The organism is Geobacillus sp. YF-1, assembly GCF_052692335.1.
In genome coordinates, this window is sequence record NZ_CP199850.1 from 3,389,986 (window position 1) to 3,405,176 (window position 15,191).

The window sequence follows — 15,191 nt, forward strand, 5'->3', positions numbered from 1 at the left end:
GAAACGCAATGAAGGAAAGCCCTTCCAACCAATAATTCATCTTTTGGAACAATTCCGTACATTTGCTTTCATGCGCCATGCACCGCGTTTTTGGCCAGACTATGGTATAGTAGTGATGGACATACTCGATGATAAGGAGTGACCGATGATGAGCGAAGCGGCCCAAACGTTGGACGGCTGGTATTGTTTGCATGATTTCCGCACAATCGACTGGAGCGCGTGGAAAACGCTGCCGAGCGAGGAGCGCGAAGCGGCGATCGCTGAGTTTTTGGCGCTTGTCGACCAATGGGAGACGACCGAAAACGAGAAGCAAGGAAGCCATGCCATCTACACGATCGTCGGGCAAAAAGCAGACATTCTGTTCATGATTTTGCGCCCGACGCTTGATGAGCTTCATGAAGTGGAAACGGCGCTCAACAAGACGAAACTGGCCGAATATTGGCTGCCGGCGTATTCCTACGTCTCGGTTGTGGAACTGAGCAATTATTTGGCATCCGGCAGCGAAGATCCGTATCAAATTCCGGAAGTGCGCCGTCGCCTGTACCCGATATTGCCGAAAACGAACTACATTTGTTTCTACCCGATGGACAAGCGGCGCCAAGGCGAGGACAACTGGTATATGTTGTCCATGGAACAGCGGCGCGACCTGATGCGCGCTCACGGCATGACAGGGCGAAAGTACGCTGGCAAAGTAACGCAAATCATCACCGGCTCCGTCGGTTTGGATGATTTTGAGTGGGGCGTCACCTTGTTTTCCGATGATGCGCTCCAGTTCAAAAAGCTCGTTTATGAGATGCGCTTTGACGAAGTCAGCGCCCGTTTTGGCGAGTTTGGCTCTTTCTTTGTCGGCACTCGCTTGCCTGCGGAACAAGTTTCTTCGTTCTTCCATGTATAACGAGAAAGGGGCCTTACCTGCAGGCCCCTTTGCTTATTTTCCCCGGCTTCAAGCCGCACGAACGCCGACCGGCAAGCACTCGCGGTCTCCTTCTAGGAGGCCGGTGATTTAAGGGAGCAGGTCGCTTACCAACCTCGTTTCTCAAATAGAAAAGCCTTGTCGCATCAGGATCGTCTTTCAAATGCTCTCCCATTGCTCAAAAGAAACAACCGTTTTTCACCAGCCCTCTAGGGTGATGGTGATTTCATCGTGTATACATACGTCTTTACCATGTCATTTCCCAATTCGAAAACCGTTGTTGGTTTTAGCCAACAGTGCTCGTTTCGGTCATATACAGGCAAACTACCCCATACATATAAAATCAGAAATTCCGTTTTAACCGTTTGTCCGCCTGTCACCATTTTCTCGTTCCGCCAATAGCCTATTACTGTCGAAATTCACAACGACTGAGGTGACGATATGGCCGTTGTAGCCCACACCGAAGAAGACGTAAAGCTGCTGGCTCGGCTCATGCGGGCAGAAGCGGAAGGAGACGGGCGGCTTGGGATGCTCATGGTCGGCAACGTCGGCGTCAACCGCGTCATCGCCGACTGCCTTGATTTCCGCGGTATCCGCTCCATCCGGCAAATGGTGTTCCAGAGCCCCGGCGGCTTTGAAGCGGTGCAAAAAGGGTACTTTTACCAACGGGCGCGCGATATTGATATTGGGTTGGCACGCCAAGTGATCCGCGGCTGGCGCTACCATCCCGCGACCAATGCGCTTTGGTTTTTTAAGCCGCCTGAAGGCGAGCCTTGCCCGCCGCAATGGTTCAACCAATGGAACGTCGGCCGGTATAAATCACACTGCTTTTTTGCGCCGACCCAATCGGACTGCCCGCGCGTTTATTGACATTTTTTCATATGAGGAGGGGTTCCTATGTCCAACTATACAGACTATCACTTTTATTCGGAGGAGGAAGAGCAGCGGCAACAGCCATCCACGCCGTATCCATACGGCTATGCGTATCCGCAACCGTATTATCCAGCTTGGTCCCCATATTCGTACTATCCGCAAGCGGTCTCCGCTCCGGCGATGACGCCGCCGACATTCGGGCTGCAAACGCCAACCTTCACCGCACCGACACCGACTACCGCCGCTGCGCCTGCGGCGGCAGGAGCGGCAATTCCGGGGATGTTGCCGCTTGAAGAGTCGTATATTGAAAACATTTTGCGGTTAAACAAAGGGAAAGTCGCTACGGTGTATGCGACGTTTGAAAACAACCGTGAGTGGAACGCGAAAGTATTCCGCGGCGTGATTGAGGCAGCGGGGCGCGACCATGTCATTTTGAGCGATCCGCAAACGGGAACGCGCTATTTGATCCCGATGATTTACCTCGATTACGTCACCTTTGAAGGGGAAATCGCCTACGAATACCCGTTCGCCGGTGCGACAGCGGCACCGCTTTCCTCCTATTCTCCGCGCTGAGCGGCGTCCCAAGCTGTCCCTTTATGCCAGAGGGTGTCCCAAAAACTCGGGACACCCTCTCTTATCGCTATATAAGCGCCTGCCGCTTCCCTGCCACACGGGATGTTGCGTCTTTCTTTAGGGGGAGATCGCCTCTCCGGTCAGCCCTCTCTCTCATCGGTATAGACGCACCGACCGCTTTTGTCACACGAGGTGTTGGTCGGATCTGAACGATAGATCGCTTTGGGGATCAACCCCTTGATCATCGCTAGATACGAACGGGTCGCTTCCTCCACACGATATGGCCCGCAACCGATTTCCAGCTTACCGATTAAGCTGGCGATCGTTGTCAGCTTCCGCCAAACCATGCAGCCCGCCACCGGCCTTTTCGTTCGCCTCCGCGTTACAGCCACTTCAACGCCGCATATCCGATCATCACCCAAGCGATTAAAAAAGCAATACCGCCCAATGGGGTGATGGCGCCAAGCGGCTTGAGTTGCGTAACGCTTAATACGTACAAGCTGCCAGAAAACAGAACAATCCCCGCCAGCATCACCCAGCCCGCGGCACCGATCAGCCCGACATTTGGCGCCTTGCCAAGCAACAGGCCGACGACCAACAAGCCTGCCGCATGAAACATTTGGTATTGCACCGCCGTTTTCCAAATCTCCAAATACCGATCCGGAATTTTCCCTTCCAACCCGTGTGCGCCAAACGCTCCTAACGCCACGGCTAAAAACGCATTGAGCGCGCCGAGAAGGACAAATGTTTTCATAACTGTCCCGCCTTTCTAAATGGAAGATTATTTTCTCTCAATTCAATGGGAATGTTCCATGACAACCAATGACTAATCGATCGGAACCTATCGATGAAACCGGGCGATCGGGAGCGCCACTGGCCAGACCTGCATTCAGGCCGGAGAACCGCTTCTTGCCCTCCGGCGCCAAACAGAACAAGCTATATGAACATCTCCTACCTACATTCCATTTCGAGGTGGGAGACTTCTCGGTGAATGTGTTAAAAGGAAAGAGCCGCTTCACAGGTTTTCCTTGTCTTTCCCTCAAAAATCTAACAACGACTCCCCGTTCGCCTCGTCATCAATGTCAGGGGAGCGCCCCCGGCCGGAAACGGATCCTAACGACAGCCCACCAGCAACCGACATCGGCCCGCCGACGACAAGCGGCCCTGTTGAGAGAGAGGGAACGGCCGGCTGCGGTTGAGCTGTTGTTTCCAGCATTAAATCGCATAAGGCACGAACAGCGGCGATATGTTCGCGCATCCGCTGCGGGTCATGAGCCGCCTTCGCTTTGCGGAGCTCATCTTCCATTTTTCCAACAATGGCGGCAAAGGAAATGGACATACTTCTTCCTCCTCGCTCACTCGGCGCGGGCGCCGATGTTTTCGATTTGCCAGTCAATGGGTTCACGTCCGTGCTTGGTTAAAAACGCGTTCGTCCGCGAAAAGGGGCGGTGGCCGAAAAAGCCGCGCGCGGCGGAAAACGGGCTCGGGTGCGGCGCCTCGATGATATGATGGCGCGGATTCGTAATCCGTGCTTTTTTCTCTTGCGCATTCCGGCCCCAAAGCAAAAAGACGACCGGATCGTCTTTTTCATTGACGAGTTCAATGACGCGGTCGGTGAAATGTTCCCACCCTTTGCCGCGGTGGGAATTCGCTTGGCCGCGGCGGACGGTCAACACCGTGTTTAACAACAGCACCCCTTGCTTTGCCCATTTCACAAGGTAGCCGTTATCCGGGATGTAGCAGCCAAGATCGTCATGTAGCTCTTTGAAGATGTTGACTAATGACGGCGGCACCGGCACGCCCGGCTTGACGGAAAAACTCAACCCGTGCGCCTGCCCCGGGCCGTGGTACGGGTCTTGCCCGAGCAGCACGACTTTGACGTTCGCGTACGGCGTATAATGAAGGGCGTTAAAAATATCGTGCATATCCGGATAAATCGTCCGCGTCCGGTACTCCTCTTTTAAAAACTCGCGCAGCTTTACGTAATACGGCTTTTGAAACTCCTCTTCAAGCAGCGGAGCCCAGTCGTTTTTCAGAATCGGCATTTTGAGCCACTCCTTTGCCATCGGCTTTTTCCTTTATCATTGTAACCAAAAACACACCAACGGCAAAGCGAAGTGAACGGCAGCCATCGGGGAAGCTCGCTTTCCAACCAAAAGCACCAATCCTTTGCCCCCGCCATCAAAGGCGCCCTGAAATCAGCCACCGGAGCAGGCCAACAGCAAGCAGCACGTACAAAAGCAGGATCAGCGCCCCGGCGGTCCAATTCGTCGGTTTGCCGCGCCTAGCGAGCTCTTCCGCCCGCGCCCGATGTTCGGCGACAATGTCTTTCGGCAGCCACTTGAGCGCCAAGTAAATGCCAAGCGGCACAAGCAGCAAATCATCCACGTACCCGAGAACCGGAACGAAATCGGGGATCAAATCGATCGGGCTGAACGCGTACGCCGCGACAGCCAGCATAAAGAGACGCAGCCAGACCGAGACGCGGCGGTCGCGGCTGGCCGAATACAAGACGAAAATTTCCCGTTTCAGCCTCTTTGCCCATGACTTCCATTTTTCGAACACGGATCATCCCCCTTTTCTGTTTCAAATAGTATAAAATAGGGGTATAGTCATTGTAAACGCCTGATTGGTGGACAAGAGCATGCGACCGTAAAAACAAACGAGCGATCATTTGAGGTGAATGGAAATGGAAAAGAAACAATTTCATCTCGTTCATGACGAACAGTCAGACCGACACGTGGTATACATAAAAGGGGAGCTTGATTTAGCGGCGGCCGAACAGTTTCGGCGTGCCATTGAACCGCTCGCCCATGACGCGGCCAAAACGCTTGTCATCCGCTTAGACGGGTTGACGTACATTGACAGCACCGGCATCGGCATGTTTGTGGCGCTGCTGAAAACCCGCAAAAAGCAAGGAGCTCCCTTTCTGATTGAAAACGTGCCGCCCAAAGTACAGCGTCTGTTTGATTTAACCGGCGTCTCTCACTTTTTTTCCGAAACAAATGACACGACAGAAAGGATCGAGAGCCAATCATGAAAGAGCACGAAACGATCGTACAGCTGTCGATTCCAGCCGATGCGCAATTCATCGATATCGCGCGTCTGACTTTGTACGGGCTGGCCGCCAAAATGGGATTTTCGTATGAGGAAATAGAGGATATGAAAGTCGCCGTCTCCGAAGCATGTAACAATGCGGTGCTGCATGCCTACAACGGGGCAGGCGGCGTCATTCATCTTCGCTTTGAGATAAGCACCGACGCGCTGTCGATCATCATCAAAGATCAAGGCAAAGGGTTCGATTACAAACGGGCGGCCAAGCAGGCGGCACCCCTGTCCACGAAACCGCTTGAAGACGTCAAAGTCGGCGGCCTCGGCCTCTTTTTAATGGAAGCGCTCATGGACGACGTCACTGTCAGCACAAAAGGCGGAACGGAAGTCCGCCTGACGAAATTCCGCCATCGCGGAGAAGGAGAGCATGCCCATGACTCTATATCCCCCTCCTCTGTCCAAGAGCAAGCTTGACGCCTTGATTGCTGCTTACCAACAAACGAAGGCGGAAGAAGCGGCGACGGCGTTGCTCGTCCGCTTTGAACCGCTGATTGTGGCGGCGGCGAGAAAAATGGCGCGCAGCCGCCCCGACTTTTACGAAGATTTGTTTCAAGTCGGACGGTTGTCGTTTTTGCGTCTCCTTGAGCATTACGATCCAAACCAAGGGACGAGCTTCGAATCGTACGCGATGAAAAGCTTAATTGGCTATATGAAAAACTATTTGCGCGACAAAGCGTGGTACATTCAAGTGCCGCGCAAGGTGAAAGAAAAAGGAAGTAAAGTGCAGCAAGCCATCGACGAGTTGACCATCAAGCTGGAACGTTCGCCGACCATCGATGAAATCGCCGACCATCTAGGCTTATCAGCGGAGGAGACGATTGAAATTTTGGCCGGCCGCGACCATTACCAGCCTGTTTCGATCGACGCCCCCGTGCAAGACAGCGAAAAGGACGGAACGACCATCGGAGAATTTATCGCTGATCAGACAAATGAGGTTGAAGCGCTGATCGAACGTTTGGATTTGCAGCAGGCGATCGACAAGCTGAGCGAGCAGGAACGGCTCGTCATTGACGCCGTTTTCCGCCGCGGAGAAACGCAGCGCTCGCTCGCCGAACGGCTCGGCGTCTCACAAATGACGATCAGCCGCATCCAAAAGCGAGCAATCGACAAACTGAAACGGCAGCTTGCCGCCCATCCGTCCTGATCTTCACACCGTCAAGCCAAACGAAGGAAGAAAGAAAAGACGGCGGCTGCGCGTTGCTCCGCATTCGAACCATCGCTCGCCGAACCAAAAACGGCGCCGCCGAGTGCGGACAGGCACTAACGGCGGCGCAGCAGCAGCAATGTCTGGTCATCCTTTTGTTCGTATCGGTGATATGCTCGAATTTGCTCATATAGCTCGTGAACGATTTGCGCAGCAGGCTGATCGAGATTGACGCGGGCGAGCATCGAAGCGAGAACGGAAAACCCGTCATCGATTTCGGCGTTGCGTTTTTCGGTCACTCCGTCCGTGTACAGCAACACAAAATCCCCCGGCTCTAGCACGACCGACTGAGTTTCAAAGGAAAATTGCGGAAATAAACCGAGCGCGCATCCTTTGGCGCGGAGCGGCACGCACTGTTTTGTTTTCGCCTTATAGAGAAGCGCCGGCTCATGCCCCGCGCACGCGTAGGAAAAAGCGTGCGTTTTCTCATTGTAGTTGCCGACTACCATCGTCACAAACATGGACGGTTCCGTGTAATCGTAGGCAAACCGATTCAACAAGTCGAGATACACATGCGGCTGCGTCCCGTAATGAACGGTCCGGTCTAGAATAAACTTCATTAACGTCATGATCATCGCCGCCGGAATGCCCTTTCCCGACACATCGGCAATCCCAACGGACACCGACCTCTGGTGGACCGCGAAATGATAAAAATCCCCGCTAAGTACGCGAGCAGGCACGCTGAGAACCCCAATGTCCACATAGGAAGGCAGATCGGCTGCAGCCGACGCTTGCAAGAGCGACCGTTGCATATTGGCGGCCAACGACATTTCAAAATCAAGCTGCTCGCGTTCGCGCTCAAGCCGCTCCTTTTCTTTTTTCTCGGTCATGTCGCGCAAGACGGCGACGAGCCCGGTCAACGTTCCGTTTTCCATCACGGGCGCGAGCGTATAACCGACCGGCAAGCAAACGCCGTCCCGCCGCCGAAACGGCTCTTCCTCGACGCGAATCACTTCGCCGCTTTTCAAACGTTTCACAACGCGACGCAGCTGCTTCCAATCCCAGGCAGCCCCATCCGGACGCGCCAGCGAGACAAATGAAAACAATGGCTTTCCTTTTGCCTCACCCGGAGCGGCGCCGATCAAGCGGCCCGCCGCCGGATTCATCCAAACGATGCGCCCGTCCCGATTGACCATCAGCAACCCTTCACCGAGCGCATTGGCCATCATCTCAAGCTGCTGTTCGCGCTGCTTCAGCTCGGTGTACGGCTTTTCCACCGTTTCCGCGTACATCGCGCGCACCACATACAAGAAGCCGGCCATCTCATACAAAGGCCCCCAAAGCCGTGACCCGTCGCCAACCAGCAGCAACGCCTGTCCAAGGGCAAACAACAAACAAGCCGGCGGCCAGTATAAAAGCGAAGAAGAGCCGCCTTGTCGCCAGCGGCGCCACACGAGCACCCCCGCCGCCACGTCAAGCAAGCCGGTCACACCGGTTCCGACCTGCCACCAAAGTCGCCAGCGGCTTGTCCCGTCCTCCGCTCCCACCGTCGCCACCATATGAATGAACAGCCCGACGACAGCTGTGTAAGCAAAAGCGGCCAAAAACGCTTGCCACCGCTGTCCGCTATGCCGCTCCATCACTTCATCCGGGCGCGAAAACAGAAAAAGAAAACCCGCGGCCAACGTCAAGCGGGCAGCAAGCGCAAACAGCGCCGCCGACACGCCAGTCGCTGTAAACGACCACACCGTTGACCATGAAAAAAGCGCTCCCGCTGAAAAAAATAACGCCCCCATAATCAACCGTTCCATTGACAATGTATGCGGGAACACCGCCCACCCTTGCACAGCGACGAGCCAACAAGCAACAACAGCGGCAAGCCCCAAAACAAGGTCAAGCGAATGGTCAAGGCGGGGCGGAAGCGGATTCCAACCGCCCGAAAGCAACAACCACCCGAACCAGACAGCGGCCAATACAGCAGTTGCCGCGTGCAAACGCACCCGCTCATTTGGCTTCTGTTCGTTCACAAAAGAGAAACCTCCACTCCCTCGTTGATACGGTTATTATACCATACTCACATTTCACACCTCCATTTCGCACCTTAGCCGGATCCAAAAAAGATGTTCCGTTCGATCAGTGGACGATCCATCAGCTCATTGAGTGAGGCGGAAAACTTTAATTAAAACGTATGAGCCAAGTCTTTCGCCCGAGCGATGGCGTTCGCCCTAATTTCTTCCGCTTTTTCCGGCACGGCCGCATGTCCCTCAATGAATAAGCCTTCAAACGACGGCACGCCGAAAAATTGCATAATGACGCTTAAATAGCGATGTCCCATTTCCATCGCTGCCGCTGGGCCTTCCGAATAAAAACCGCCGCGCGCCTGAATGTGGAGTGCTTTTTTGTCCGTCAGCAGCCCGACCGGTCCTTGTTCGGTATACTTAAACGTTTTTCCGGCCACCGCCACCGCGTCAATGTACGCTTTCAATACCGGCGGGAAAGAAAAGTTCCACATCGGCGTAACGAACACGTATTTGTCCGCAGAGATGAACTGATCGCATAGCTCGTTCATCCGTCCGACTTTCGCTTTTTCCTCGGCCGAGAGCTGTTCAAACGATTGGCCAGAACGGAGCTTGCCCCATCCACTGAATACGTCGACATCGATTTCCGGAATGTATTCTTTATACAAGTCGAGATGAATCACTTCATGATCCGGATGCACTTGCTTGTACGTGTCGATAAACGCCTTCCCGACCGCCATGCTGTACGATTGTGTATCGTCGTGGGAATGGGCGGTGATGTACAATACTTTCGTCATGATGCATACTCCCTTTCTTGATGATCTCAGCATGTTAGTGTTTGCCGCTTGCCACAACGGCATGCATTTATCTTTGTCCCAAATATCTCGAACGAGAGATAATTATAGAAGGAGGAGACGAATTTCGCAAATCATTTGCCCAAAAAAAAATTGCCCTAGAGGCAATTGACGTGCGGATCGGTTATTCGCTTTGCTCAACAACAAACGGATTGCCGCTGATTTGTTTTCGGATCTCATCCGTGAGCGTAAACGGCTCGCTTTTGACACCGCTTTCATTTTCGCTAGGCAGATGGCCGCTTCCATCGTAGTAGATCGGTTTTTCTTCCATCATGGTTGGCCCCCTTGATTCACGTAGGATACAGGAACTAGTCTATACTTCCATTTTACCATTTATGCGGCGGGAATTCGATCGTTTTTTTCAAATTCGAGTCGGCCAAGACTTGGTGGAGAACGTTTTTTGGCTCCCTATGGAGTTTGGAAATCACGGGTGATTGGGCCATTTTCAGGAGTTTATATCCGTAAGCGCTTTTGTACTCTCATCCCTCATCAAACAGAGGAAGGAGCGAAACAGGGGCCGCCAACACCAGCTGACGAATCGCCTCATGGCTGAGAACCGCATCCCCCACGATCGCCTCCAACGTGCGGGCTGCTTTGCGGTAGGAAGAGCACTCTACAGCCAACTCGACCGCCGTTTCCTCAAGGCAAGGACTGATCGATTGGGCTCCATCAAAGCCCAGTTCGGCATCCAACAAGAAGGTATACACCCCTGCCTGCCGATCATAGTAGTAGTTCCGTCGAAACGTCACGTCTCCAAACAGCGTTTGGAGGGTGGTCGGCCGTTTGTCTTTCAGCTGATCGCGGCGCTTGTCCCTAGCTTCCGCCAGTTGTTGATCGATTTCCTCCAAAGGGCGGCCAATAAGACAGCGAACACCTTTTGAAGAGTTCTTATCCATTGTTCCTCCAACTCTTTTACTAAAAGCTATTCTGTGGTAGGATGTTTCGCGGACTCTCTCCCTCTTGTTTTCGGTTGATGTTGACAACCACCATCTTAGCAGGGAGAGAGTCCTTTTTGCATGAAATTCGCTTTTTACCTATTTCTCATGGTAGCGTCAAAAGTTCTATGAAAACTCCACACAGACCATCCCATTGAGCATCGTGGGGCATGCAGAGAGCCGGATTCGCCCTTGACCAACACCCGCCAAAGGTGCGGAAGAGTCGTCAAGGGCGACGGGGACAAAAAAGAAGGCAATAGGAAAGCCGCCCTTGTTTTTACCGAATTTTACCTTTGGCGGTGTTCGGTTGGTCAAGGGTTCGCTTCGCCGAATCCGGCAGGAGTTCTGTTCAACGGGCTCTGGAGGACAAAAAAGTTAGGCTGCCTCGTTTTGAAGGAAGTCCTGAGCCATGGTGATGAGCTTCGTCCACCGGGCCGGCATATGCGGCAGTTCAGCGAGCTCCGGGATGACGACCGGTACCCGGCCTTCGAGCGCGCTATGCGGGCGCAGAAAGTTGAAATACGCCACAAACAGCGTCACAAAGGACACCGAGCCTTCCTCGGCGCCAAACCCATGGGTCGGGCGGTAGTTGCCTTTAAAGGTCCGGTTGAATCGCTCGATGATCTGCTTGAGAGGGCGAAACTCTTCCGAGACCGGATCTTCGTTGGTTAGGCCGATCACCTGGCGGACGTCAAACGAAATCCCGTGCTGGGCAAAGAAGTGTTGCGCCAACAGGTAAATCGGGTTGCCATCCACGACGAACGACAAGTCGTCTGGAAGGGACGGCAGCTTCCTGAGGACATCATTGATCGCCTTGATGGCCGAGAGCGTGTCCCGGTTGGGCGAGACGCGATAGGACAGCACGATCTTTTTGACGGCGTCAAACAGAAAGAACAGGTAATGCCAGCGCCCTTTGACGCGAATATACGTCTCGTCCCCACAGAACGAACCGGACAGCTCATACGGGAACCGGTCGACAAAGGGCTTGATCCAAAGCGCGACGCTGTTGGCGTAGTTGAGCACCGTCTGATGGGAGATCGAGACGCCATGGATGTCCTTCAGGGCGGCGGCGGTTTCCCTCGAGGACATCCCAAAGTTGACGTAGTACGTCAACACGAGCCCCAACACGTGCGGCGACGCAGCCAGCCGGGACAAATCGACCTTCGGCTTGATGGGCGACGAGGAAGCCAACGGGAGAAAGTCAAACAAGAACTTCCGAAACCAATACCGCACCTTGAAGGCTTGAGGATCCTGTTGAAACGGTTGGCGCTCTTTCTTCGTCATCCGGCGAAGGTTGGCCTGGTAAAACGGGCAATCGTTGTTCTTGCACTTATAGACGTTGTATTCTTTGCGTTCCTTGATTTTTTCCAACGTCTTTTTGCAGTGTGGACAACGAAAGACTACTTGCTTGGTGAACCAATTTCGGTGGTTGAATCGGCATTGGCACACTTTGCATTGGTATTGCCCTTTTCCGCCGTTATTGGCGTACAGGTAAGAAGAGGGAGCCTGGCAGCGAGGGCAGGTCAACGAATCCGGCACACGGTGTTTCGCCTTCGCGCGGCGCTGGATGGGCCGTAAAGGACGTCTGTGCTGGGCTTCATAGTCTGCCAACAGCTTTCGGTAATCAAGGGTTTCCGGCACATCGATGAGCGGAAGGTCATCGACCTGAAGTTTCCGGTACGGCTTTTGGATGGTTCGTCCCAGTCCTCGAGATGCAAGGATTTCCCCAATATCACACCCATTAAATACACAATGATTTGATATTGGGTCTTGATGATTTCGAGCAAATAGGCGAATGTGTCGTTACCTCAATGATGGCCGAAAACAATGGGGGGCAAGCTTTTTTTCGTTCAACCGTTAAAACTCAAGGGAAAACCGTGAGTGTGGAGGATAAACTTTTGACAATACCTCTATGATTCTGGTAGTGGAAAATATTATTACTACAATTACTGTGGAGCCAAGTGTGGAAGTGGAACACCAATTAACGCATTAGACCGATGCTGCCAAGCTCACGATCGTTGTTGGGCTAATTTTGGGAAAGGAGACGATGGTTGCGATTACCAATTATACGTCTGTGCGAACACTACTTCTGATCCGGGTTGGTGGATGGTTGCTGAGTTTGGATTATTGTGCTCTCAAGGAAAAATAGGGAAAATTTGCTAAATATCTTTGTGAAAAGAGAAGGTCTATTCTAACCTTCTCTTTTCGTGCTCTTATCCTCCCATAACACGAGCTAAATAATAATAAAAACTCCAAAGACCTAAAGAACTAAGGCTACTTAACAAGACAGCAAGTGATAAAAATAGGTTGGCATTGGATTCCTTTCTATAACGAACTAGAAACGTAATGGACAGGATAATACCAGCAACGAAAAAGGGTAGCCATACCAGCCATAAAGAACCGAAGGGGAACCCGGTATCTATAAGGTAACCCACTATAAAAACAAGATTGATAAATAAAATTACAGGAAGAATTATTTTCTTCATTTACACTTTCACCTCTTACTGGAAAATGGATTGAACAAAATCGTTTATATAATTTTAACAAAAAATAGAAAGGTTTTAAATAGTTTGGTTCTTCACCGAAAGATGTACTTGACTTTTAGGAAAAAATGATATAATCCCTCTCAGTTGAATGTTAAATAACAAAAGATGGTAATTAATCTTTTTGACATCCCTATAACGAAAAACTTTTTTTGTCAAGTGCATTTTGTGGTGAAGAGCCAATAGTTTTTTCATCTGTAGATGAGTATTTTTCATTATAATAATTTCCATGCTCTAGGAGACAAACAGGGTACCCCCTAGGCGACATGGAGCTGTTTTTTGATCACATCAATGGGAATCTCTTGCTTTGCGGCGTCATCGATGAACTCGACGACGCTGTGCCCCTTCCGAGTCCGAAGAAGGTCCAGTTCGGAAGAGAGGTCTTGTTGCGATTCCGCGATGCTGGTACGCAGGCGAACAGCACCACGGCCCAGTACCGCTTCACCGTCCGAACGTGGCGAACAATGAATATAAAGCACTCAGAGTGATTTGTTGGGTTTTCTACTCGCATCGATTGAACTTCCCCGCAATTGAACATAGCATACCAAACTCCCGAAGTTGATGCAAAACTTTGCGATCAAAGCATTTTGGCTCTTTTCATTGGATTGGCCAAGATGACCTCAAACCGTCAAGCTCAGAGAGGGGAAGGATCAAAAAAACGGAGGCTGTCTGCGAAAGCTCGGTTTCACGATCTTTTGAGACAGCCTCCGTTCTTGTCATCAAAAAGCGATCTTTTCCTCCAAAAAGGCTTTGAGCTCGCCGATCGGCAGCCGCACTTGTTCCATTGTGTCGCGGTCGCGGACGGTGACTTGGCCGTCTTGTTCGGACTCAAAGTCGTACGTAATGCAAAACGGCGTGCCGATTTCGTCTTGGCGGCGGTACCGCTTGCCGATCGAGCCGGTTTCGTCGTAGTCAACCATGAAATGTTTCGCGAGCTCTTCGTAAATGCGGCGCGCGCCGTCACCAAGCTTTTTCGACAGCGGCAAGACGGCCGCTTTGTACGGCGCGAGCGCGGGATGCAAATGCATCACCGTCCGGGTCGTGCCGTCTTCGAGCTCCTCTTCGTCATACGCGTCAATCATAAATGCGAGCGTCACACGATCGGCGCCAAGCGACGGTTCAATGCAGTACGGGATGTAGCGTTCGTTCGTTTCTTGGTCGAGATAATGGAAGTCCTCGCCCGAGTATTCCATATGCCGCTTTAAGTCGTAATCGGTGCGTGACGCAATGCCCCACAGCTCGCCCCAACCGAACGGGAAGCGGTACTCGATGTCAGTGGTGGCGTTGCTGTAGTGGGACAGTTCTTCTTTCGCATGATCGCGCAGACGGATATGGTCTTCGTTCATGCCGAGCGACAACAGCCACTCCTTGCAAAATTGCTTCCAGTAGTCGAACCATTTCAGCTCTTCGCCCGGTTTGCAGAAAAACTCGAGCTCCATTTGTTCGAACTCACGCGTGCGGAACGTAAAATTCCCTGGCGTGATCTCGTTGCGGAAGCTTTTGCCGATTTGCGCGATGCCAAACGGTAATTTTTTGCGCATCGTGCGCTGGACGTTTTTAAAGTTGACGAAAATGCCTTGCGCCGTCTCCGGGCGCAAATAAATTTCGTTGGCGCTCGACTCGGTGACGCCTTGGTACGTTTTGAACATTAAGTTGAACTGGCGCACGTTCGTAAAGTCGCGGCTGCCGCATTCGGGACAGGCGATGCCATGCTCGCGGATCAGCTCATCCATTTTCGCTAGCGGCAAGCCGTCAACGATCATCTCGATCCCTTTTTCCTCAAGCGCCTGCTCAATCAGCTTATCGGCGCGATGACGCGCTTTGCACTGTTTGCAGTCGACCATCGGATCGTTGAAGTTGCCTAAGTGGCCAGACGCTTCCCACGTTCTCGGGTTCATTAAAATGGCGGCGTCCAAACCGACGTTGTACGGCGACTCTTGGACGAATTTTTTCCACCACGCCCGTTTGATGTTGTTTTTCAGCTCAACGCCGAGCGGGCCGTAATCCCACGTATTCGCCAGCCCGCCGTAAATTTCCGAACCCGGAAACACGAAGCCGCGATGTTTCGCGTGGGCAACGATTTCTTCCATGGTTGCAGCCATGTTATCATCCTCCTTCACATGTGTATGGTGCCAACAAATCAAAAACGCCCTCGCCCCTAGGCATGACGCCTAGGGACGAGAGCGTAGCTCCCGCGGTTCCACCCTAGTTGATGCGCAAACAGCGC

Annotated in this window: 16 protein-coding genes and 3 pseudogenes; 6 read left to right on the forward strand and 13 right to left on the reverse strand. The window is 52.5% G+C overall.

Annotated elements, in window-relative coordinates:
- Positions 1-148 precede the first annotated feature (148 nt).
- From hemQ to gerQ, 3 genes are all read left to right on the forward strand, one after another.
- Positions 149-895 (forward strand): hydrogen peroxide-dependent heme synthase, encoded by a 747-nt coding sequence (hemQ, locus tag ACTVIM_RS16770; RefSeq protein ID WP_445613266.1) that lies wholly within the window; start codon positions 149-151, stop codon positions 893-895.
- Between the two features lie 459 nt (positions 896-1,354).
- Positions 1,355-1,783 carry a cell wall hydrolase gene (locus tag ACTVIM_RS16775; RefSeq protein WP_445613267.1) on the forward strand — a complete coding sequence of 143 codons (429 nt, stop codon included), beginning with the start codon at positions 1,355-1,357 and terminating at the stop codon, positions 1,781-1,783.
- Positions 1,784-1,810: 27 nt separating this feature from the next.
- Positions 1,811-2,359: a spore coat protein GerQ gene (gerQ, locus tag ACTVIM_RS16780; RefSeq protein WP_445613268.1), complete on the forward strand. Its 549-nt coding sequence runs from the start codon at positions 1,811-1,813 to the stop codon at positions 2,357-2,359.
- Between the two features lie 140 nt (positions 2,360-2,499).
- Here the strand turns inward: gerQ and ACTVIM_RS16785 are convergent, their stop codons facing one another.
- The 5 genes from ACTVIM_RS16785 to ACTVIM_RS16805 all read right to left on the reverse strand — a co-directional run bounded on the left by ACTVIM_RS16785 (position 2,500) and on the right by ACTVIM_RS16805 (position 4,924).
- Positions 2,500-2,706 carry a hypothetical protein gene (locus ACTVIM_RS16785; RefSeq protein ID WP_445613269.1) on the reverse strand — a complete coding sequence of 69 codons (207 nt, stop codon included), beginning with the start codon at positions 2,704-2,706 and terminating at the stop codon, positions 2,500-2,502.
- Positions 2,707-2,741: 35 nt separating this feature from the next.
- The gene (locus ACTVIM_RS16790) at positions 2,742-3,113 is read right to left on the reverse strand and encodes a DUF423 domain-containing protein (RefSeq protein WP_033842829.1); all 372 of its coding nucleotides are present in this window, start codon (positions 3,111-3,113) and stop codon (positions 2,742-2,744) included.
- Positions 3,114-3,398: 285 nt separating this feature from the next.
- Positions 3,399-3,698, reverse strand: a complete 300-nt coding sequence (locus ACTVIM_RS16795; protein WP_033021616.1) for a YwdI family protein — start codon at positions 3,696-3,698, stop codon at positions 3,399-3,401.
- Positions 3,699-3,714: 16 nt separating this feature from the next.
- The gene (locus tag ACTVIM_RS16800) at positions 3,715-4,404 is read right to left on the reverse strand and encodes a uracil-DNA glycosylase (protein ID WP_033021615.1); all 690 of its coding nucleotides are present in this window, start codon (positions 4,402-4,404) and stop codon (positions 3,715-3,717) included.
- A gap of 136 nt (positions 4,405-4,540) precedes the next feature.
- A complete protein-coding gene (locus tag ACTVIM_RS16805; RefSeq protein WP_033021608.1) occupies positions 4,541-4,924 on the reverse strand; it encodes a YkvA family protein in 384 nt (127 codons plus the stop codon).
- A gap of 124 nt (positions 4,925-5,048) precedes the next feature.
- Between ACTVIM_RS16805 and ACTVIM_RS16810 the strand changes: the two genes are divergently transcribed.
- Genes ACTVIM_RS16810 through ACTVIM_RS16820 form a run of 3 tightly spaced genes read left to right on the forward strand, consistent with a single transcriptional unit; the run spans position 5,049 to position 6,614 of the window.
- Entirely contained in the window at positions 5,049-5,399 is a 351-nt protein-coding gene (locus ACTVIM_RS16810; protein WP_033021606.1) for an STAS domain-containing protein, read from the forward strand.
- Entirely contained in the window at positions 5,396-5,884 is a 489-nt protein-coding gene (rsbW, locus tag ACTVIM_RS16815) for an anti-sigma B factor RsbW (protein ID WP_445613270.1), read from the forward strand. The genes ACTVIM_RS16810 and rsbW overlap by 4 nt, the downstream gene beginning before the upstream one ends.
- A complete protein-coding gene (locus tag ACTVIM_RS16820; RefSeq protein ID WP_033021603.1) occupies positions 5,844-6,614 on the forward strand; it encodes a sigma-70 family RNA polymerase sigma factor in 771 nt (256 codons plus the stop codon). Before rsbW ends, ACTVIM_RS16820 begins: the two co-directional genes overlap by 41 nt.
- Before the next feature lie 116 nt (positions 6,615-6,730).
- On the opposite strand, the gene ACTVIM_RS16825 is transcribed toward ACTVIM_RS16820, so the two are convergent.
- The 8 genes and pseudogenes from ACTVIM_RS16825 to ACTVIM_RS16860 form a co-directional block, all read right to left on the reverse strand.
- The gene (locus ACTVIM_RS16825; protein ID WP_445613271.1) at positions 6,731-8,641 is read right to left on the reverse strand and encodes a SpoIIE family protein phosphatase; all 1,911 of its coding nucleotides are present in this window, start codon (positions 8,639-8,641) and stop codon (positions 6,731-6,733) included.
- A 152-nt stretch (positions 8,642-8,793) separates the two neighbouring features.
- A complete protein-coding gene (locus tag ACTVIM_RS16830; protein ID WP_445613272.1) occupies positions 8,794-9,429 on the reverse strand; it encodes an FMN-dependent NADH-azoreductase in 636 nt (211 codons plus the stop codon).
- Positions 9,430-9,610: 181 nt separating this feature from the next.
- Positions 9,611-9,757, reverse strand: a complete 147-nt coding sequence (locus ACTVIM_RS16835; RefSeq protein ID WP_445614384.1) for a hypothetical protein — start codon at positions 9,755-9,757, stop codon at positions 9,611-9,613.
- A 232-nt stretch (positions 9,758-9,989) separates the two neighbouring features.
- Positions 9,990-10,393, reverse strand: a pseudogene (locus tag ACTVIM_RS16840) (UPF0236 family transposase-like protein); the annotation flags it as partial.
- Positions 10,394-10,796: 403 nt separating this feature from the next.
- A pseudogene (locus ACTVIM_RS16845) lies at positions 10,797-12,208 on the reverse strand (IS6 family transposase).
- A 426-nt stretch (positions 12,209-12,634) separates the two neighbouring features.
- Complete coding sequence (locus ACTVIM_RS16850) at positions 12,635-12,907, reverse strand: hypothetical protein (RefSeq protein ID WP_445613273.1); 273 nt, start codon at positions 12,905-12,907, stop codon at positions 12,635-12,637.
- 314 nt (positions 12,908-13,221) lie between these two features.
- Positions 13,222-13,427, reverse strand: a pseudogene (locus ACTVIM_RS16855) (IS701 family transposase); the annotation flags it as partial.
- Positions 13,428-13,683: 256 nt separating this feature from the next.
- On the reverse strand, positions 13,684-15,066 hold the full coding sequence (locus ACTVIM_RS16860; RefSeq protein ID WP_445613274.1) for a glycine--tRNA ligase: 1,383 nt from the start codon (positions 15,064-15,066) through the stop codon (positions 13,684-13,686).
- Between the last annotated feature and the right edge of the window lie 125 nt (positions 15,067-15,191).

Coding starts and splice junctions, on each gene's coding strand:
- hemQ (WP_445613266.1), top strand. CDS start 149: ATGAGCGAAGCGGCCCAAACGTTGGACGGCTGGTATTGTTTGCATGAT.
- ACTVIM_RS16775 (WP_445613267.1), top strand. CDS start 1,355: ATGGCCGTTGTAGCCCACACCGAAGAAGACGTAAAGCTGCTGGCTCGG.
- gerQ (WP_445613268.1), top strand. CDS start 1,811: ATGTCCAACTATACAGACTATCACTTTTATTCGGAGGAGGAAGAGCAG.
- ACTVIM_RS16785 (WP_445613269.1), bottom strand. CDS start 2,706: ATGGTTTGGCGGAAGCTGACAACGATCGCCAGCTTAATCGGTAAGCTG.
- ACTVIM_RS16790 (WP_033842829.1), bottom strand. CDS start 3,113: ATGAAAACATTTGTCCTTCTCGGCGCGCTCAATGCGTTTTTAGCCGTG.
- ACTVIM_RS16795 (WP_033021616.1), bottom strand. CDS start 3,698: ATGTCCATTTCCTTTGCCGCCATTGTTGGAAAAATGGAAGATGAGCTC.
- ACTVIM_RS16800 (WP_033021615.1), bottom strand. CDS start 4,404: ATGCCGATTCTGAAAAACGACTGGGCTCCGCTGCTTGAAGAGGAGTTT.
- ACTVIM_RS16810 (WP_033021606.1), top strand. CDS start 5,049: ATGGAAAAGAAACAATTTCATCTCGTTCATGACGAACAGTCAGACCGA.
- rsbW (WP_445613270.1), top strand. CDS start 5,396: ATGAAAGAGCACGAAACGATCGTACAGCTGTCGATTCCAGCCGATGCG.
- ACTVIM_RS16820 (WP_033021603.1), top strand. CDS start 5,844: ATGACTCTATATCCCCCTCCTCTGTCCAAGAGCAAGCTTGACGCCTTG.
- ACTVIM_RS16830 (WP_445613272.1), bottom strand. CDS start 9,429: ATGACGAAAGTATTGTACATCACCGCCCATTCCCACGACGATACACAA.
- ACTVIM_RS16835 (WP_445614384.1), bottom strand. CDS start 9,757: ATGGAAGAAAAACCGATCTACTACGATGGAAGCGGCCATCTGCCTAGC.
- ACTVIM_RS16850 (WP_445613273.1), bottom strand. CDS start 12,907: ATGAAGAAAATAATTCTTCCTGTAATTTTATTTATCAATCTTGTTTTT.
- ACTVIM_RS16860 (WP_445613274.1), bottom strand. CDS start 15,066: ATGGCTGCAACCATGGAAGAAATCGTTGCCCACGCGAAACATCGCGGC.